This window comes from Janthinobacterium sp. OK676 (assembly GCF_900103595.1).
Taxonomy (GTDB): Bacteria; Pseudomonadota; Gammaproteobacteria; order Burkholderiales; family Burkholderiaceae_D; genus Janthinobacterium.
The window spans coordinates 66244-84102 of sequence record NZ_FNHA01000002.1; the positions used below are offsets into that span (position 1 = coordinate 66244).

18 protein-coding genes and 1 tRNA gene are annotated in these 17859 nt (G+C 60.9%); all 19 read right to left on the bottom strand.

The genetic code is table 11. The features are described from left to right. Positions 1-14: 14 nt before the first annotated feature. The 19 genes from nuoH to rpsO all read right to left on the bottom strand — a co-directional run bounded on the left by nuoH (position 15) and on the right by rpsO (position 17763). On the bottom strand, positions 15-1097 hold the full coding sequence (gene nuoH / locus BLU39_RS03860) for an NADH-quinone oxidoreductase subunit NuoH (RefSeq protein ID WP_034749983.1): 1083 nt from the start codon (positions 1095-1097) through the stop codon (positions 15-17). Beyond that, entirely contained in the window at positions 1097-3430 is a 2334-nt protein-coding gene (nuoG, locus tag BLU39_RS03865) for an NADH-quinone oxidoreductase subunit NuoG (protein WP_092710075.1), read from the bottom strand. Before nuoG ends, nuoH begins: the two co-directional genes overlap by 1 nt. Before the next feature lie 22 nt (positions 3431-3452). Continuing rightward, the gene (gene nuoF, locus BLU39_RS03870; RefSeq protein WP_010399729.1) at positions 3453-4748 is read right to left on the bottom strand and encodes an NADH-quinone oxidoreductase subunit NuoF; all 1296 of its coding nucleotides are present in this window, start codon (positions 4746-4748) and stop codon (positions 3453-3455) included. Beyond that, a complete protein-coding gene (nuoE, locus tag BLU39_RS03875) occupies positions 4745-5224 on the bottom strand; it encodes an NADH-quinone oxidoreductase subunit NuoE (protein ID WP_035820520.1) in 480 nt (159 codons plus the stop codon). The genes nuoF and nuoE overlap by 4 nt, the downstream gene beginning before the upstream one ends. Positions 5225-5236: 12 nt before the next feature. Beyond that, positions 5237-6490: an NADH-quinone oxidoreductase subunit D gene (locus BLU39_RS03880; RefSeq protein ID WP_034749992.1), complete on the bottom strand. Its 1254-nt coding sequence runs from the start codon at positions 6488-6490 to the stop codon at positions 5237-5239. After that, positions 6490-7083, bottom strand: coding sequence for an NADH-quinone oxidoreductase subunit C (locus tag BLU39_RS03885; RefSeq protein WP_092710077.1), 594 nt, complete (start codon positions 7081-7083; stop codon positions 6490-6492). The genes BLU39_RS03880 and BLU39_RS03885 overlap by 1 nt, the downstream gene beginning before the upstream one ends. 17 nt (positions 7084-7100) lie before the next feature. Beyond that, positions 7101-7577: a NuoB/complex I 20 kDa subunit family protein gene (locus tag BLU39_RS03890; protein ID WP_010399733.1), complete on the bottom strand. Its 477-nt coding sequence runs from the start codon at positions 7575-7577 to the stop codon at positions 7101-7103. 3 nt (positions 7578-7580) lie between these two features. After that, positions 7581-7940 carry an NADH-quinone oxidoreductase subunit A gene (locus tag BLU39_RS03895; protein ID WP_010399734.1) on the bottom strand — a complete coding sequence of 120 codons (360 nt, stop codon included), beginning with the start codon at positions 7938-7940 and terminating at the stop codon, positions 7581-7583. A 177-nt stretch (positions 7941-8117) separates the two neighbouring features. After that, positions 8118-8202, bottom strand: a tRNA-Leu gene (locus BLU39_RS03900). Positions 8203-8404: 202 nt separating this feature from the next. Continuing rightward, positions 8405-8806 (bottom strand): preprotein translocase subunit SecG, encoded by a 402-nt coding sequence (secG, locus tag BLU39_RS03905; RefSeq protein ID WP_092710079.1) that lies wholly within the window; start codon positions 8804-8806, stop codon positions 8405-8407. A gap of 28 nt (positions 8807-8834) precedes the next feature. Continuing rightward, positions 8835-9584, bottom strand: coding sequence for a triose-phosphate isomerase (gene tpiA / locus BLU39_RS03910; protein ID WP_092710082.1), 750 nt, complete (start codon positions 9582-9584; stop codon positions 8835-8837). A gap of 72 nt (positions 9585-9656) precedes the next feature. Continuing rightward, positions 9657-10637, bottom strand: coding sequence for an NAD(P)H-quinone oxidoreductase (locus tag BLU39_RS03915; protein ID WP_092710085.1), 981 nt, complete (start codon positions 10635-10637; stop codon positions 9657-9659). A gap of 73 nt (positions 10638-10710) precedes the next feature. Then, the gene (locus tag BLU39_RS03920) at positions 10711-11319 is read right to left on the bottom strand and encodes a tetratricopeptide repeat protein (RefSeq protein ID WP_092710088.1); all 609 of its coding nucleotides are present in this window, start codon (positions 11317-11319) and stop codon (positions 10711-10713) included. Positions 11320-11383: 64 nt separating this feature from the next. After that, a complete protein-coding gene (locus tag BLU39_RS03925) occupies positions 11384-12145 on the bottom strand; it encodes a GIN domain-containing protein (protein ID WP_092710091.1) in 762 nt (253 codons plus the stop codon). 121 nt (positions 12146-12266) lie between these two features. Then, a complete protein-coding gene (locus tag BLU39_RS03930; RefSeq protein ID WP_092710094.1) occupies positions 12267-12476 on the bottom strand; it encodes a hypothetical protein in 210 nt (69 codons plus the stop codon). 153 nt (positions 12477-12629) lie between these two features. After that, entirely contained in the window at positions 12630-14582 is a 1953-nt protein-coding gene (locus tag BLU39_RS03935; RefSeq protein WP_175539210.1) for a methyl-accepting chemotaxis protein, read from the bottom strand. A gap of 120 nt (positions 14583-14702) precedes the next feature. Beyond that, the gene (locus tag BLU39_RS03940) at positions 14703-15119 is read right to left on the bottom strand and encodes a hypothetical protein (RefSeq protein WP_139178151.1); all 417 of its coding nucleotides are present in this window, start codon (positions 15117-15119) and stop codon (positions 14703-14705) included. Positions 15120-15155: 36 nt separating this feature from the next. Continuing rightward, positions 15156-17273 (bottom strand): polyribonucleotide nucleotidyltransferase, encoded by a 2118-nt coding sequence (gene pnp / locus BLU39_RS03945; RefSeq protein ID WP_010399742.1) that lies wholly within the window; start codon positions 17271-17273, stop codon positions 15156-15158. Positions 17274-17493: 220 nt separating this feature from the next. Beyond that, positions 17494-17763: a 30S ribosomal protein S15 gene (gene rpsO / locus BLU39_RS03950; protein WP_010399743.1), complete on the bottom strand. Its 270-nt coding sequence runs from the start codon at positions 17761-17763 to the stop codon at positions 17494-17496. Positions 17764-17859 lie beyond the last annotated feature (96 nt).

The window sequence follows — 17859 nt, forward strand, 5'->3', positions numbered from 1 at the left end:
TCGTATGCACTCTCTTACTTCCAAATATTCCAGGATGTCTGCATCCAGGCAGCGACGAAGACCAGGTAGACCAGCGTCAACGGGATAAATACTTTCCAGCCCAGGCGCATGATCTGGTCATAACGGTAGCGTGGGAAAGTACCGCGCACCCAGATGAACACCGAGACGATGAAGAAGGTTTTCGCGAACAGCCAGAAGAAGCCGCCGAAACCACCCCAGAACTCGAGGAAAGCAAATGGTGCGGACCAGCCACCGAGGAACATGAGCGAAGTCAGCGCGCCGATCAGGATCATGTTGGCGTATTCGGCCAGCATGAACATGGCGTAGGCCATGCCCGAGTACTCGACCATGTGGCCGGCAACGATTTCCGACTCGCCCTCGACGACGTCGAACGGGTGACGGTTGGCTTCAGCCAGGCCCGACACCATGTAGATGACGAACATCGGCAGCAGCGGCAGCCAGTTCCACGACAGGAAGTTCACGCCCTTGTCGGCGAAGTAGCCGATTTGCTGGCCGCCGACGATGTCGATGAAGTTCAGGCTGCCCGAGACCATCAGCACGATGACCATCACGAAGCCCATCGGGATTTCATACGAAATCATCTGTGCCGAAGCGCGCATGGCGCCCATGAACGAGTACTTCGAGTTCGAGGCCCAGCCGGCGATGATGATGCCGTAGACTTCCATCGAGGTAATCGCCAGCAGCATCAGCAAGCCCGCGTTGACGTTGGCCAGCACGGCTTGCGGACCGAAGGGCACGACCGACCAGGCGGCCAGGGCCGGCATGATGGTCATGATCGGGCCAATCACGAACAGGCCTTTGGCGGCCTTGGACGGGATGATGATCTCTTTGAACAAGAGTTTCAGCGCATCGGCGATCGGCTGCAGCAAGCCCAAAGGGCCTACGCGGTTCGGGCCGACACGGATCTGGATCCAGCCGATCAGCTTGCGTTCCCACAAGGTCAGGTAGGCAACCAGGCCCATCAGCGGCAGCAGCACGCACAGGATCTTGATCAGGGTCCAGAAGAACGGCCACGAGCCGCCCAGCAAATCCTGGCCACTGCTGTTGATGACGTTTACAAATTCAGGCAGAGCCATCAGATTTTCCCCTCTGCTGTTTCAACTGTGATGTCACCGAACATGCCGCCCAGGCCAGCCGTCGAGGCATGCGCCGCCGACACCTTGACCACATTGGCTGGCAGGCCGGCGTGAATTGCCGCCACCAGGATGGCGCTGCCGGAGCCTTGCGCCACTTTGACCTTGTCGCCCGCCTTGATGCCCAGCTTGCCAGCCAGTTCGGCGGACAGGTGTGCTTGCGGCGCGGCGCCATCGACCGTGCGTTGCAAAGGTTCGGAACGGCGTACCAGCGCGTCGGCGAAGTAGATCGGCACGTCGGCGATGCGTTGCAGCGCTGGCGAAGCCGGTGCGTACGTTGCCGCTTCCGGTGCGTTCTTGGCGATGTTGTTCAGCTGTGCCGACAGATCGGTCACGCCGGCACCAAACGCTTCGTCGCGGATCGCTTCGGAGGTGTCGTAGTCGAAACCGGCCAGGCCCAGGATGTTGCCCAGGACGCGCAGCACTTTCCAGGCCGGGCGGGTTTCCGCCAGCGGTTTCACGGTGCCGTTGAAGCTTTGCGCGCGGCCTTCGCAGTTCACGAAGGTACCCGAGGTTTCGGCGAACGGCGAGATCGGCAGCAAGACATCGGCGTACTCCATGCCGTGCTTGAAGGCGGACATGGCCACGACCATGTCGGCGCCATCCAGGGCGGCGCGGGCCGCTTGCGGATTGGCGGCATCGAGTTCCGGCTCGGCGTGCAGCAGCACGTAGGCTTTTTTCGGTACGGCAAACGCAGCTTGCACGTTGGCGCGCGGCTTGGCGACCAGGTGCGCGCCAACCGTGTTGGCCGCTTCCGTCAGGTAGCCGAGCTTGGCGCCCGTCTGTTCGGCGATCCATTGCGCGGCAGCATGCAGTTGCGACGCTTGCGGGTGTTGCGTTGCCGCGTTACCCAGCAGCACAGCGCCATGGTCGCCAGCCATCAGGCTGGCGGCGATGGCCGTTGCCACGTCCGAAGCGGCGACCGCTTCGAAACCGGCTGGCGCGGCGATTTCTTTGGCTTTGGCAACGGCGACAACCACTTCCGACAAGGCCGCCAGCCAATCGCTTGGCGCCACGATCATCTTGTTGGCGATGGTGATCAGTTGATCATCGTCGGAGGCGTGCAGGATCGACAGCTTGGCGCCGCCCTTGACGGACGCGCGCAAACGCGTGGCCAGCAATGGGTGATCCTTGCGCAGGAACGAGCCGATGACGAAGGCGCGCTTGATCTGGCCAAATTCGCTGATCGGCATGCCCAGCCATGGTTTCACATTCGCGTCGAGCGCGAAGTCGGTCTGGCGCAGGCGGAAGTCGACGTTCTCGGAACCGAGACCGTTGGCCACTTTTTGCAGCAGGACCAGCTCTTCGACGGTCGAGTGCGGCGTTGCCAGCGCGGCGATAGCGTCGGCGCCATGTTCGTGCTTGATGTTTTTCAGGCCGTGCGCCACGTATTCCAGCGCGGTTTGCCAATCGACTTCTTTCCACTCGTTGCCTTGTTTCAGCATCGGGGTCGTCAGGCGTTCGGCACTGTCCAGCGCTTCGTACGAGAAACGGTCCTTGTCCGAGATCCAGCATTCGTTGACGGCTTCGTTTTCCAGCGGCAGTACACGCTTGACCTTGCCAGCTTTCACTTGCACGATCAGGTTCGTACCGAGGCCGTCATGCGGGCTGACCGATTTGCGGCGCGACAGTTCCCACGTACGGGCGCTGTAGCGGAACGGCTTCGACGTCAGTGCGCCAACCGGGCACAGGTCGATCATGTTGCCCGACAGTTCCGAGTCGACGGACTGGCCGACGAAGGACACGATTTCCGAGTGTTCGCCGCGGCCGATCATGCCCAGCTCCATCACGCCGGCCACTTCCTGGCCAAAGCGTACGCAACGGGTGCACTGGATGCAGCGCGACATTTCCTGCATGGAAACCAGCGGACCGGCTTCCTTCGGCGTCACAACGCGCTTGTCTTCCTTGTAGCGCGATTCGCTCTTGCCGTAGCCCACTGCCAAGTCTTGCAACTGGCATTCGCCGCCCTGATCGCAGATAGGGCAATCGAGCGGGTGGTTAATCAGCAAGAATTCCATGACCGACTTTTGCGCCTGCACAGCTTTATCGCTGGCGGAGCGCACGATCATGCCGGCACTGACCGGGGTCGCACAAGCGGGCAAAGGCTTGGGCGCCTTTTCCACTTCGACCAGGCACATGCGGCAGTTCGCTGCGATCGACAATTTCTTGTGATAGCAGAAGTGCGGAATGTAGGTTCCCAATTTGTTGGCGGCGTCCATCACCATGCTACCAGCAGGGACTTCGACTTTTTTGCCGTCTATTTCGATTTCAACCATGGTGATCGTTACCTGACGCAGCTTAGATATATGCGGGCACTAAGCAATGCTTGTGCTCGATATGATATTCAAATTCTTCACGGAAATTCTTAATGAAGGCCCGTACCGGCATGGCAGCCGCATCGCCCAGCGCGCAAATCGTGCGGCCCTGGATGTTGTCGGCGATCGAGTTGAGCATGTCCAGGTCGTCTGGACGACCCTGCCCCTGCTCGATGCGGTGCACCATGCGGTACATCCAGCCTGTGCCTTCACGGCAAGGCGTACACTGGCCGCACGATTCTTCAAAATAGAAGTAGGACAGGCGTTCCAGCGCCTTTACCATGCAGCGTGTTTCGTCCATCACGATGACGGCGCCCGAACCCAACATCGAACCGGCTTTCGCGATCGAGTCGTAGTCCAGGTCGGTCTGCATCATAATGTCGCCGCGGATCACCGGAGCGGACGAACCGCCAGGGATCACGGCCTTGATCTTTTTGCCACCGCGCATGCCGCCTGCCAGTTCCAGCAGGGTCGCAAACGGGGTGCCGAGCGGCACTTCGTAGTTGCCCGGTTTTTCCACGTCGCCCGAGATCGAGAAGATCTTCGAACCGCCATTGTTCGGCTTGCCCATCGCCAGGTATTTCTCTGGGCCGATGTTCAGCACGAAGGGCACGGCCGCGAAGGTTTCCGTGTTGTTGATCGTCGTCGGCTTGCCGTACAGGCCAAACGAGGCAGGGAAAGGCGGCTTGAAGCGCGGCTGGCCTTTCTTGCCTTCCAGCGATTCGAGCAAGGCCGTTTCTTCGCCGCAGATGTAGGCGCCATAACCATGGTGCGCATGCAACTGGAACGAGAACTCGCTGCCCATGATCTTGTCGCCCAGGAAACCGGCGGCGCGCGCCTCTTCCAGCGCTTCTTCGAAACGCAGGTATTCCTGGAAGATCTCGCCGTGGATATAGTTGTAGCCCACGGTGATGCCCATCGCATAAGCGCCAATGGCCATGCCTTCGATCAGGGCATGGGGATTGTAACGAATGATGTCGCGGTCCTTGAAAGTGCCCGGCTCGCCTTCATCTGTATTGCAGACGAGGTATTTCTGGCCCGGGAACTGGCGCGGCATGAAGCTCCACTTCAAGCCGGTAGGGAAACCCGCGCCGCCACGGCCGCGCAAGGACGACGCCTTGAGGTCGGCGATGATCTGTTCCGGCGTGATTTTCTCTTCCAGGATACGCCGCAGGGCGCTGTAGCCGCCGCGGTTCACATAATCTTGCAAATGCCAGTTCTTGCCATCCAGATCCTTCAGGATCAATGGATCGATATGGCGGTTGTGGAGTGACGTCATTTCTTGAGTTCCTCCAGCATGGCGTCGATCTTCTCGTTCGACATCCAGCTGCACATGGTTTTATTACTGACCAGCAAGACAGGCGCATCGCCGCAAGCACCCATGCACTCGCCTTCAACCAGGGTGAACTGGCCGTCTGCGGTGGTTTCGCGGAAATCGATACCCAGTTTCTGCTTCAGGTACTCGGCAGCGCGCACGCCGCCCGACAGGGCGCATGGCAGGTTGGTGCACACGGTGATCTTGTGCTTGCCCACGGGTTTCACGTTGTACATATTGTAGAACGTGGCCACTTCCTGCACGGCAATCGCCGGCATGCCGATGTAGTCGGCCAGTTCCTTCATGGTTTCCGGCGCCAGCCAGCCCAGTTCATCCTGGGCATGGGCCAGCGCGGCCATGACGGCCGACTGACGCTGGTCGGCCGGATACTTGGCCAGCTCGCGGTCAATTTTCTTATAGCATTGCTCTGATAACAACATACTTTTTGCCTCTTAGCGGTCAATACTGCCGAACACGATGTCTTGCGTCCCGATGATGGTCACGGCGTCGGCAAGCATGTGCCCACGCGCCATTTCGTCGAGCGACTGCAAGTGGGCGTAGTCTGGCGCGCGCAGTTTCATGCGGTACGGCTTGTTGGCGCCATCGGACACCAGGTACACGCCGAACTCGCCCTTCGGGTGTTCCACGGCGCTGTAGGCCTCGCCTGGCGGCACGTGGAAACCTTCCGTAAACAGCTTGAAGTGGTGAATCAGGGATTCCATGTTGGTCTTCATGTCGACGCGACCCGGAGGCGCCACCTTGCGGTTGCTGGTCATGACAGGACCTTCATTGTTGCGCAGCCACTCCACGCATTGCTTGATGATGCGGTTCGACTGGCGCAACTCTTCCACGCGGACCAGGTAACGGTCGTAGCAATCGCCGTTGGTGCCGATAGGGATGTCGAAATCCATCAGGTCGTACACTTCGTACGGCTGTTTCTTGCGCAAGTCCCACTGCACGCCCGAGCCGCGCAGCATGGCGCCCGTAAAGCCCATGGCCAGCGCATCTTCCGGCGAGACCACGCCGATGCCGACCGTGCGCTGTTTCCAGATACGGTTGTCGGTCAGCAGGGTTTCGTACTCGTCCACCGAGTTCGGGAAGCGGCGCGCGAAGTCTTCGATGAAGTCCAGCAGCGAACCCTGGCGGTTTTCATTGAGCTTGCCGATCGCTTTTGCGTTGCGGATGATCGAGGCCTTGTGCTGCGGCATCGCGTCCGGCAGGTCGCGGTAGACGCCGCCCGGACGGTAGTAGGCCGCGTGCATGCGCGCGCCCGACACCGCCTCGTAGGCGTCGAACAAGTCTTCGCGGTCGCGGAAGCAATACAGGAACGGGCCCATGGCGCCAACGTCCAGCGCGTGGGTGCCGAGCCACATCAGGTGATTCAGGATGCGCGTCATCTCGTCGAACATGACGCGGATGTATTGCGCGCGCAGCGGCACTTCCAGGCCCAGCATCTTTTCGATGGCCATCACGTACGCGTGTTCATTGCACATCATCGACACATAGTCGAGACGGTCCATGTACGGCACGGATTGCAGATAGGTCTTCTGCTCGGCCAGCTTTTCGGTGGCGCGGTGCAGCAGGCCGATATGCGGGTCGGCGCGCTGGATGACTTCGCCATCCATCTCCAGCACCAGGCGCAGCACACCGTGCGCGGCCGGATGCTGTGGCCCAAAGTTCAGGGTGTAGTTCTTAATCTCAGCCATTATTTCATCCCGTAATGTTCTTCGCGGATCACGCGCGGCACGTTTTCCCGCGGCTCGATCGTCACGGGCTGGTAAATCACGCGCTTTTGTTCCGGATCGTAGCGCATCTCGACATAGCCGGAGACGGGGAAATCCTTGCGGAACGGATGGCCGATGAAACCGTAGTCGGTCAGCAGGCGGCGCAAGTCGTTGTGGCCTTCGAAGAGGATGCCCAGCAGGTCAAATGCTTCGCGCTCGTACCAGTTGACGGCACGCCAGATGCTCACCACGGAAGGCAGCAGCGGCATGTCGTCGTCCGGTGCGAACACGCGCACGCGCACGCGCCAGTTGTGCTTGACCGACAGCAAGTGCGACACGGCCGCGTAACGCAGGCCATCCCAGGTGCCATCGCCATAGGTCGAATAGTCGACGCCGCACAGATCGATCAATTGCTCGAAATGCAGGGCCGGATCGTCGCGCAGGGTCAGCATCACGGCCAGGTAGTCTTCCGCCTTGACCTGCAAGGTGACTTCGCCCAGCGTTACCGTCGTGCTAACGCGATCGCCCAGGGCAGTGCCGAGGGCGTTTTGCAATACTTCTAAATGTGTTGTCATAATCTGAAGCGGCCCCGTTAGCGTGCGATCGTGCTGGTACGCTTGATCTTGTTCTGCAACTGCATGATGCCGTACAGCAAGGCTTCAGCGGTCGGAGGACAGCCAGGCACATACACGTCGACGGGCACGATGCGGTCGCAACCGCGCACCACGGAATAGGAGTAATGGTAGTACCCGCCGCCATTGGCGCAGGAACCCATCGAAATGACCCAGCGTGGCTCCGCCATCTGGTCGTAGACCTTGCGCAGGGCCGGCGCCATCTTGTTGCACAGGGTGCCGGCAACGATCATGACGTCGGACTGACGCGGCGACGGACGAAACACGACGCCGAAACGGTCCATATCGTAGCGGGCTGCGCCCACATGCATCATTTCGACCGCACAGCAGGCCAGACCGAACGTCATCGGGAACATAGACCCGGTGCGCGCCCAGTTGATCAGCTTGTCGGCCGAGGTGGTGATGAAACCTTCGCTTAATACGCCTTCAATAGCCATGGCTTATTCCCAGTCAAGGGCACCTTTCTTCCAAATGTACCAAAATCCGACCACGAATTCAGCGATGAACACCATCATCGTGACGAAACCGGCCCAGCCCAGGTCGCGCATTGCAACGCCCCATGGGAAAAAGAATGCCGTTTCCAGATCGAACAAAATAAACAGGATTGCGACCAGATAGTAGCGCACATCGAATTTCATGCGCGCGTCTTCGAATGCTTCAAAACCACATTCGTACGGGGAGAGTTTTGCTGCGTCAGGCTTGTTAGGACCTAACAGGCGCCCCAGGAGCTGGGGAGCGATACCGACACCAAGGCCGATAATAATGAACAGCAGGACGGGGAAGTAATTTTCGAGGTTCACGATTGATGAGCTTATATTGAACGATCGGTTAAATGAGGACGCTGCGATCATTTGCAGCGTATCTAACGCACGACCCCAATCAAAGCTAAGACCAGGATCGAACGACACATCCTCGTAAAAAAAGCCAGCAACTTTGTACGAGCCATGGCTCGTGCGCCGTTGCTGGCTTCTGATTTCTGGTGCCGACGACGAGACTCGAACTCGTACAGCTTTCGCCACTACCCCCTCAAGATAGCGTGTCTACCAATTTCACCACGTCGGCGGTAAGGCCCGTATTCTACTCTGCTTTGCCGCTAAAGTTAATGCACAAATGCATCAAAACACAGATAAAAACGATAAATTTTTACATCTTCCAGCGCGCCACGATTTTTTCCTGCCGCACTGCCAAAACATTGAGCAATAATCTGCTCGTAATGAGAATTACTCTCGATGAGGTATCGAGTTATTACTGGGTAAATACCAAATTACTTCGGAATCGCGCCGGCAGGGGTGCTGGCAACCGGAGCAGCCGCTGCCGGAGCGCTGGCCGCCGGAGCTGCAGGCACCGTCGTCGGGATCGCGCCCGCGCCGGTGACCGGCACTGGCTTGACGACTTTGTCCATCACGCCGCCACCGACCGTCGTGGCGCGCTGATTGGCCATCAGCGACAGGGCCAGGGTGGCGCCGAAGAAGATCGCGGCGGCAACGCCCGTCGATTTCGACATGAAGTTCGACGAACCCGTCGCACCGAACAGGCTGCCTGAGGCGCCCGAACCGAAGGCGGCGCCCATGTCGGCGCCCTTGCCGTGCTGCAGCAACACCAGCGCGATAATCGACAATGCCGAAAGAACCTGTACTACCACTACCAGATTGAACATCATGTTCATTGCAATTCCATTCTCAGTTTAAATTAATTCAATCGGCGGCGTGAATAATCGCCAGGAAATCCGCCGCCTTCAATGCCGCTCCACCGATCAGACCGCCATCGATATCCGGCATCGCCATCAATTCCTTTGCGTTCTCCGGCTTCATGCTGCCGCCGTACAGGATCTGCACGCCGGCGGCCGCTACCGCATTCTTTGCCGCCAGCTGGCCGCGCAATACCTGATGCACGTCCTGCGCCATTTGCGGCGTGGCCGTCTTGCCCGTACCGATGGCCCAGACCGGCTCATAGGCCAGCACCAGTTTCGCCACGTCGTCGGCGGAAATCGCCGCCAGCACGGCGCCCAGCTGATGCGCCACGACGGCGTCGGTCTGTCCCGCTTCGCGCTGGGCCAGGGTTTCGCCGATGCAGACGATAGGCGTGATGCCCGCCGCCAGCGCGGCAACCGTCTTGGCCGCCACTTGCGCATCGCTCTCGCCATGGTAGGCGCGGCGCTCGGAATGCCCGATCACCACATAGCCGCAATCGAAATCCTGCAGCATGGCGGCCGAGATTTCTCCCGTGTAGGCGCCGCTGGCGTGCGCGGACATATCCTGCGCGCCCCAGCCGAGAGCCGTGCCTGCCAATTGCGCCTGGCACTGCGCCAGATACGGCGCAGGCACACAGACGGCGCTGGCGGCGCCAGAGGCGGCCAGACCAGCAACTATTTCAGACAATAACACCGCGTTCGAGGTGCGACTGCCGTTCATTTTCCAATTTCCGACGACGAGTTTGCGACGCATAGTAGCCTAAATTCTAATAACCCGTCATTCTAACTCCGGCACCGATGCCGGTCAAACAGGCAGTGCCCCGTTTCAAGCAACTTGCAACATGATCTTGCCCACGTGCGTGCTCGCTTCCATCAGGGCATGCGCTTCGTTGGCTTTCTCCAACGGGAAAGTTTGATAGATCACGGGCGTGATCTTGCCCGCCTCGATCAGCGGCCAGACGGTCGTGCGCAAATGGTTCGCGATGGCCGCCTTGAAGGCCACGGAACGGGGACGCAGGGTGGAACCCGTCACCGTCAAACGGCGGCGCAGCAAGGTGCCCAGGTCCAGCTCCGCCCTGGTGCCGCCCTGCACGGCGATCAGGCCGATGCGGCCGTCGTCGGCCAGGCAGCTGATCTCGCGCGGCAGGTAGTCGCCGCCCACCATGTCGAGGATGACGTCGACGCCCTTGCCACCGGTCAATTCCTTGACGACGGCGACGAAATCTTCCGTGCGGTAATTGATGCCCCGTTCGGCGCCCAGCGCCTCGCAGGCGCGCGCCTTCTCGTCGCTGCCCGCCGTGGCGAACACGCGGTGGCCCAGCGCTGTCGCCAGTTGAATGGCCGTCACGCCGATGCCGGACGTGCCGCCCTGCACCAATAACGTTTCGCCATCGGCCAGCGCGCAGCGGTCGAAGACATTGCTCCAGACGGTAAAGAAGTTTTCCGGCAGGGATGCGCCTTCCAGCGCCGTCAAGCCCTTCGGCAAGGGCAGGCACTGGCCGGCAGGCGCGGCGCAGTATTCGGCATAGCCGCCGCCCTGCACCAGCGCGCAGACGAGGTCGCCCTTTTTGAATGCGGTATTGCTGAAATCGCCATCGACGACTTCGCCCGCCACTTCCAGGCCCGGCAAGTCGGATGCGCCGGCTGGCGGCGCGTACTTGCCCAGGCGCTGCAGCACGTCGGGACGGTTGATGCCGGCCGCGTGCACCTTGATCAGCAGTTCACCGGCCTTGAAGGCGGGAACGGGACACTCGACGATCCGCAAGACGTCGGCGGGACCTGGCTGACTGATGGCAACTGCACGCATGGCGGGACTCTTTCAAGGGAAAACGGCGATTGTACGCCATGCCGCCAGCCCTTGCAGACCGCCGCTTCCTCCCTTAGCCGCCGCCCGTCTTCGACTGGCGCGGCAACGGCGTGCCGGGCTTCCATTTCGCCGACAGGGCCTGCCCTTCCTCGACTTGTTCGTGCGTCATCTTGCGCACGACGGCGGCGCGCTGGTCGGCCGCATTCGTGTTGCCGTTCGCCGCCGCCAGGTTCCACAGCATGTAGGCGATGACGTTATCCTGCTGCACGCCGCCCATGTGATAGCGGTACATCAGGCCCAGCACCTGCTGCGCCTCGGCGTGGTTCTGCTCGGCCGCCTTGCGGAACCAGGCCACGGCCTGCTTGTGGTCCTGCAGCACGGCGTTGCCCGTGTAATACATGGCGCCCACGACGTACTGGGCGTCGGCCTTGCCCTGGTCGGCCGCCTTGCGGTGCCAGAACATGGCCTGCTTGTAATCCTGCGGCAAGCCGCGGCCCATGTAATACATCAAGCCCAGCAAATGCTGGGCATCGGCGTTGCCGGTCTTGGCCAGTGGCAGGATTTCCTTGTAGGCCAGCGCGTAATTCTTGTTGTTGTAGGCACTGGCGCCTTCGACGAAGCCAGCCCGCGCGGGTAGCTGTATCGCCAACAGCATGAGTAATGTAATGATCAGTTTTTTCATCGGAATGGGATGTGGTCTGACTACTTATTCTTGTTTTGCCAATATGGCCTGCGGCAGGATGCGTTTACTTCCAGCTGACTTTGCCCAGACCCTCGACGCTGACGTCGCGGTTAGCCGGCTTGCCGTACACCACCACCGAACCGAGTCCACTCAGGTTCAGCTTGGCATTCGTATGGGCATTCACCAAGGCATTGCCAAGGCCGCTCAATTCCAGGTTGACGGCATCGGCCTCGAATTGCTTCGCATTCAAGCTGCCCAGGCCACCCAGGCTGGCTTTCAGGATGCGCCCGCGGCCGCCCAGCACCACCGAGCCCGCGCCCTGCAAGTCCAGCTCGGCCCGGTCGTTATTGCCGATCCACAGCTGCATGCTGCCCACGCCGCCCAGGCTGGCATTAAGCTTGCGGTAATCGCCGACCACCTTGATGCTGCCCGCCCCTTCCAGCGACAAGGTCAGTTCCTCGCCCGTGAATCCCGTGACGTCCGTGCTGCCGTAGCCTTCCGAGCTCACTTCACGCAGATTCGGCAGCACCAGTTCCGCGCGGATCGACGAAGGACCGAGCTTGAAGCCGCGCACTTCCGTTTCGATGTGCAGGGTGTCGCCGCTTTGCGCCGTAGTGACATCGGCGATGTAGCGCTTGTCGGCCGTGATGCTCAGCGACGGCACGCTGCCCTGGCGAATGCGTACTTCCATCACGCCATCGAGCTTGACGCGCACCACGCGGGCGTCGACGTTGCGCATTTCCAGCAAGCGGGTCTCGGCGGCGACGCCGCGCACCAGGCCCAACGTCGCCAGGAACAGCAGCGCCAGTTGCAGTATTCTTTTCATGTAGTGCATCCTCGGTATCTTGTTTTTATGTGTCGCGGCGCCCTCGTGGGGCTTGCGCGCATTGCCATTGACCACCACTGTAGCAGCGTCGAAAACGGCTGACAATCAGGCTGACAATCGATCAGGCAAAACGGGCTTTTTCGGCAGCGTTCAGGCGCTTGGCCTTGACGACCACCACTTGCATGGCGGCCTTGTTCGCGGGCGCGGCCAGGGTGGCCGTGGAACTGGCCACTTGCAGGGCCGGGGCGGCCGGGGCAATGGCGTAGCAGCTGGCGCCAAGCAGGATGGCGGCGGCAACGGCGATGATTTCCATGTTTTTAGCGACGTTCATGTTGTTCTCCTCGGGTGTCTGGCAGTGGGCTTGCGGTATGGTGTCACTATAGCCATACCGCACCCGGCAGACACGCCGATTGCGACGAACTGCAATTTTGGCAGGCTGGCCTGACAAAATCGCGGATGAACGTGCGGATCGCTGCGCTTCTTCTTAAAACTCTTCCCACTCGTCGGCGCCGGACTTGGCCGCCTTGACGGGTTTGACTGGCGCCAGCGCGCGGGCCGGCGCGCGCGGGGCGGAAGCCGGAGCGGCTGGCTTCGCCTTGAGGCGCGTCACGGGCGCGGGCGCCGCGGCAGGACCGGCATCGCCCAGGCGGAACATGCCGACGGCTTGCGCCAGATCCACGGCTTGCTCCTGCAAGCTTTCCGCGGCGGCGGCCGCCTGCTCGACGAGGGCCGCATTTTGCTGCGTCATGGTATCCATGTGCGTGACGGCCGTATTGATCTCGCCGATGCCGGCGCTCTGTTCGCGGCTGGCCACCGTGATCTCGCTCATGATGGTCGTCAATTGCTGTACCGACGCCACCACCTGATCCATGGTCTGGCCCGCTTCATCGACAAGACGGCCCCCGGCATCGACCTTCTCCACCGAATCGCCGATCAATTCCTTGATTTCCTTGGCCGCACCGGCGGAGCGCTGCGCCAGGTTGCGCACTTCGGACGCCACCACGGCAAAGCCCCTGCCCTGCTCGCCCGCGCGCGCCGCCTCGACGGCGGCATTCAAGGCCAGGATATTCGTCTGGAAGGCGATGCCGTCGATCACGCCGATGATGTCGACGATCTTGCGCGAGCTTTCCTGGATGCCGGCCATGGTGCCGACCACCTGCTGCACCACGCGGCCACCCTTGGCCGCCACTTCCGAGGCGGACACGGCCAGCTCGTTGGCCGCGTGCGCGTTTTCCGCGTTCTGCTTGACGGTCGACGTCAGCTCGTCCATCGAACTGGCCGTCTCTTCCAGCGCGCCCGCCTGCGCTTCCGTGCGCGAAGACAGGTCGGCATTGCCGGCGGCAATATCGGCCGACTCGCTGCGCACCAGGGTGCTGATGCTGCGGATCTGCACGAGCACGGTGGCGATCTTTTCGACGAACAAGTTGAATGCCTTGGCGATCTGCGCCAGCTCGTCCGCGCCTTCCGCGTCGAGGCGGCTGGTCAGGTCGCCGTCGCCCGTGGCGATCGCTTCCATCGCATCGCGCACCAGGCCCAGGCGGCGCAAGGCGCGCGCCACCAGCACGCTCAATACCGTGGCGGCCAGGGCCAGCACCAGCAAGGCCGTCAGGGCCGAGGCGCGCAGCATGGAGGTCAATGCCTGCGTCGCTTCCGCGCGGTCGAGCACGGTCGCCAGCAGCCAGTCGCTGCCCGGCACTTTACTCACATGCAAGATGCCGTTCCGGTCGCCCAGGCGTATGGCGGCGCCGTCGCCGCTCTTTTCGATATCGGCCAGCGCCTGCGCGCTCAGGCCCGGATCCAGCTCGGCCAGCGGTTTCAGGGTCAGCTTGCCGTCCGGGTGGGCGATGATCTTGCCGCCGCCATCGACGAGGAAGGCGTAGCTCGATGCCGTCGGTTTGATCGAGGCGACGTTTTGCACCACCGCATCCATCATCACGTCGGCCGCCATCACGCCCGTCACGCTGCCCTTGCCGCCCAGCGGCTCGGCAAACGTCACCACCAGCTTGCCCGTGCTGGCGCCGATGTACGGTGCCGTGATGATGGGGCCGCCCACCTCGGACGCCAGCTTGTACCAGGGCCGCGCCGTGGGATCGTAGTCGGCGGCGCGCTTGCGCTCCTGCGAAAACACGGCGTGCTTGTCGGCAAAGCCGATATACGCCATGTCGAAGGTGCCGGCCTGCTCGGCCGCCTTCAGGGCCGGCAGCGGATCGGCCGCCGTGGCGCCCTGCTTGAGCGAGCCCACGACGGCTTGCTTGGAACGCAGCCATTCGGCGATGGCTTGCGCGTGGCTGTGCGACAACTGCAGCATCTGCGTGTCGAGCGCGGCCAGGGTGCTGGAGCGCGTAGTAAAGAAATTGGCGATGGCGACGGCCAGCATGGCCAGCACGACGATGGAAACGGCGATGGCGATCAGCCGCGCCTTAAGGGAGGACAACATGGTGCATCCAATAAAAAAAGAGAAAATCGGGAGGGATGCACCATGGTCGGGGAATAAGATTTTGTCGTCAAGCAATACTAACAGTCGATTACCCATAAACAACAATTGATACCATATAGTTCATGTCTGGCCGCGCAACTTGCGCAAGCCCGGCGATTCGCCGCCCGCCGCCTCGATGCGAAAACGGGCAAACGCCTGCTCCAGCTCGGCATAGCGGCGCAGACTGCCTTCATTAACATAGCGCCCGACGGGGATATCGCCCGCCCCGCCCTTGCGCCGCACCAGCCCGCCCAGCTCCTGCGTCGGCGCCACCTGGCTGACAAAGACGTTGACGGTGCCCTTGGGCATGATCCGATACACATCATACAGCGGCGCCTCGCTCTTCAAGGGCAAGGCTTCGAGGTCTTGCGCCGGCATGGCCGCGGACGCGGCGGCGATGGGCAGCGGCACCGGCGTGGGCGCGTTGTCCAGCTGCGCGCAGCGCAAACAAGGCGTAAAAAAAACCGCCAGGGCTTGCGCGCTGGCGGTTTTGATCATGCGGCCGAGGCCGCAGTCAGGCAAATCTGAAGGACATTAAGCGGCTGGCGCTTCGTTGCCTTCGGCAGCTTTCATCGACAGTTTCAGACGGCCGCGGTCGTCCGTTTCCAGAACCTTGACGCGAACCAGCTGGCCTTCTTTCAGGTAGTCGGCCACGGCGTTGACGCGCTCGTTGGCGATCTGCGAGATGTGCAGCAAGCCGTCCTTGCCTGGCATGACTTGCACGATGGCGCCGAAGTCCAGCAGTTTCAGCACGGTGCCTTCGTAGGTCTTGCCCACTTCGACGGAAGCGGTCAGTTCTTCGATGCGGCGCTTGGCTTCCTGGCCGGCGGCAGCGTCGACGGAAGCGATGGTGACCACGCCTTCGTCGCTGATGTCGATCTGGGTGCCCGTCTCTTCGGTCAGCGCGCGGATCACGGCGCCGCCCTTGCCGATCACGTCACGGATTTTTTCCGGGTTGATCTTGATGGTGATCAGACGCGGTGCGAAATCGGACAGTTCGGTTTTGACATGCGGCATGGCTTTTTGCATTTCGCCCAGGATGTGCTCGCGGCCTTCCTTGGCTTGCGCCAGTGCCACTTGCATGATTTCCTTGGTGATGCCCATGATCTTGATGTCCATCTGCAGTGCCGTGATACCGTTGCGGGTACCGGCTACCTTGAAGTCCATGTCGCCCAGGTGATCTTCGTCGCCCAGGATGTCGGACAGCACGGCAAACTTGCCGCCTTCCTTGATCAGGCCCATGGCGATACCGGCCACGTGTTCTTTCATCGGCACGCCGGCGTCCATCAGTGCCAGGCAGCCGCCGCACACCGATGCCATCGACGAGGAACCGTTCGATTCCGTGATTTCCGATACCAGGCGCACCGAGTAGCTGAACTCTTCAGCTGCCGGCAGGGCGGCGATCAGCGCGCGCTTGGCCAGACGGCCGTGGCCGATTTCGCGGCGTTTCGGCGTACCGACGCGGCCCGTTTCGCCGGTGGCGAACGGAGGCATGTTGTAATGCAGCATGAACGAATCGGTAAACTCGCCCATCAGCGCATCGATCTTCTGGCTGTCGCGGGCGGTGCCCAAAGTTGCCACGACCAGCGCCTGCGTTTCGCCGCGCGTGAACAGGGCCGAACCATGGGTGCGTGGCAGCACGCTGGTGCGGATCGAGATCGGACGCACGGTGCGCGTGTCGCGGCCGTCGATGCGTGGCTCGCCGTCCAGGATTTGCGTACGGACGATTTTCGCTTCGATGTCGAACAGGATGTTGTTCACTTCTGCGCTATCAATCGACGCGCCGCCGGCGGCAGCCGCTTCAGCCGACAGGTCGGCGATCACTTCCGACGTCGCCGCTTTCAGCTTGGCCGTACGCTCTTGCTTGTCCTTGGTTTGATACGCGTCATTGATCTTGGCGTTGGCGAAATGCGCGACGCGGGCGATCAGTGCTTCGTTTTTCGGCGCAGGCGCCCATTCGACTTCCGGCTTGCCGCCGTCACGCACCAGGTCGTGAATCGCGTCGATGACGACTTTCATCTGGTCGTGGCCGAAGACCACGGCGCCCAGCATGATTTCTTCGGACAGCTGTTTCGCTTCCGATTCGACCATCAGCACGGCCGTTTCGGTACCGGCGACAACCAGGTCCATTTCCGACGTTTTCAGTTGCTGGACGGTCGGGTTCAGGATGTACTGGCCATTGGCGTAACCGACGCGCGCGGCGCCGATAGGACCGTTGAAAGGCACGCCCGATACGCACAGGGCGGCCGATGCGCCGATCATGGCGGCGATGTCCGGATCGATTTCAGGGTTGACCGACAGCACGTGAATGATGACTTGCACTTCATTCAGGTAGCCTTCCGGGAACAGCGGACGGATAGGACGGTCGATCAGACGGGAGGTCAGTGTTTCTTTTTCGGAAGGACGGCCTTCGCGCTTGAAAAAACCGCCCGGGATTTTACCGGCAGCATAGGTTTTCTCGACATAATCAACCGTCAAAGGGAAGAAATCCTGGCCTGGCTTGGCATCTTTGCGTGCCACCACCGTTGCCAGAACGACGGTATCTTCGATCGACACCAGCACTGCGCCGGATGCCTGACGTGCGATTTCGCCGGTTTCCAGGGTCACTTGATGTTGACCGTACTGGAAGGTTTTCGTAACTTTGTTAAACATGGGGTATCCCTTTTCTAATTGCCGACAGATTTTCAGGGGCTGTCGTTCACCTCACCACAGGCGGCGGAAACACTGTTGCCGCCTTTACTACTTTACTTTTAAAACATGATATCGGTAGAGAATACTGTACTTCTCGACAAAAATCCGGAATTCAAATGACAAAATGCCCGCGTCAGCGAACTGGCGCAGGCATTTCTGTATAAACCTTGTACGGCAAAAATTACTTGCGCAGACCAAGTTTAGCGATCAGGTCGCGATAACGGGTAGCGTCTTTAGCCTTCAGGTAGGACAACAGGCTCTTACGACGGTTGACCATCATGATCAGGCCGCGGCGGGAGTGGTGATCTTTCGAGTGGGCTTTGAAGTGGCCGTTCAGTTCGTTGATGCGAGCTGTCAGCAGTGCAACTTGCACTTCAGGGGAGCCGGTGTCGTTTTGACCACGTGCGTTGTCCGCGATGATAGCGGCTTTGTTGATGTTTTCTACTGTCATGATAAACCTTTCACATGCGGTGCACAGAGTCTGAACCCTATCCACCGTGAACTACGATTATTAAAATACTGGCCTATGCTTCCAACCAGACGCGCA

What these genes read in the sequence shown, in the direction of transcription:
- BLU39_RS03885 (WP_092710077.1), bottom strand. Translation starts at nt 7,083, where the DNA reads ATGACAACACATTTAGAAGTATTGCAAAACGCCCTCGGCACTGCCCTG.
- nuoG (WP_092710075.1), bottom strand. Translation starts at nt 3,430, where the DNA reads ATGGTTGAAATCGAAATAGACGGCAAAAAAGTCGAAGTCCCTGCTGGT.
- nuoF (WP_010399729.1), bottom strand. Translation starts at nt 4,748, where the DNA reads ATGACGTCACTCCACAACCGCCATATCGATCCATTGATCCTGAAGGAT.
- BLU39_RS03880 (WP_034749992.1), bottom strand. Translation starts at nt 6,490, where the DNA reads ATGGCTGAGATTAAGAACTACACCCTGAACTTTGGGCCACAGCATCCG.
- tpiA (WP_092710082.1), bottom strand. Translation starts at nt 9,584, where the DNA reads ATGCGTCGCAAACTCGTCGTCGGAAATTGGAAAATGAACGGCAGTCGC.
- nuoE (WP_035820520.1), bottom strand. Translation starts at nt 5,224, where the DNA reads ATGTTGTTATCAGAGCAATGCTATAAGAAAATTGACCGCGAGCTGGCC.
- BLU39_RS03925 (WP_092710091.1), bottom strand. Translation starts at nt 12,145, where the DNA reads ATGAAAAGAATACTGCAACTGGCGCTGCTGTTCCTGGCGACGTTGGGC.
- nuoH (WP_034749983.1), bottom strand. Translation starts at nt 1,097, where the DNA reads ATGGCTCTGCCTGAATTTGTAAACGTCATCAACAGCAGTGGCCAGGAT.
- BLU39_RS03940 (WP_139178151.1), bottom strand. Translation starts at nt 15,119, where the DNA reads ATGATCAAAACCGCCAGCGCGCAAGCCCTGGCGGTTTTTTTTACGCCT.
- BLU39_RS03915 (WP_092710085.1), bottom strand. Translation starts at nt 10,637, where the DNA reads ATGCGTGCAGTTGCCATCAGTCAGCCAGGTCCCGCCGACGTCTTGCGG.
- BLU39_RS03920 (WP_092710088.1), bottom strand. Translation starts at nt 11,319, where the DNA reads ATGAAAAAACTGATCATTACATTACTCATGCTGTTGGCGATACAGCTA.
- BLU39_RS03930 (WP_092710094.1), bottom strand. Translation starts at nt 12,476, where the DNA reads ATGAACGTCGCTAAAAACATGGAAATCATCGCCGTTGCCGCCGCCATC.
- BLU39_RS03890 (WP_010399733.1), bottom strand. Translation starts at nt 7,577, where the DNA reads ATGGCTATTGAAGGCGTATTAAGCGAAGGTTTCATCACCACCTCGGCC.
- rpsO (WP_010399743.1), bottom strand. Translation starts at nt 17,763, where the DNA reads ATGACAGTAGAAAACATCAACAAAGCCGCTATCATCGCGGACAACGCA.
- BLU39_RS03935 (WP_175539210.1), bottom strand. Translation starts at nt 14,582, where the DNA reads ATGTTGTCCTCCCTTAAGGCGCGGCTGATCGCCATCGCCGTTTCCATC.
- secG (WP_092710079.1), bottom strand. Translation starts at nt 8,806, where the DNA reads ATGAACATGATGTTCAATCTGGTAGTGGTAGTACAGGTTCTTTCGGCA.
- pnp (WP_010399742.1), bottom strand. Translation starts at nt 17,273, where the DNA reads ATGTTTAACAAAGTTACGAAAACCTTCCAGTACGGTCAACATCAAGTG.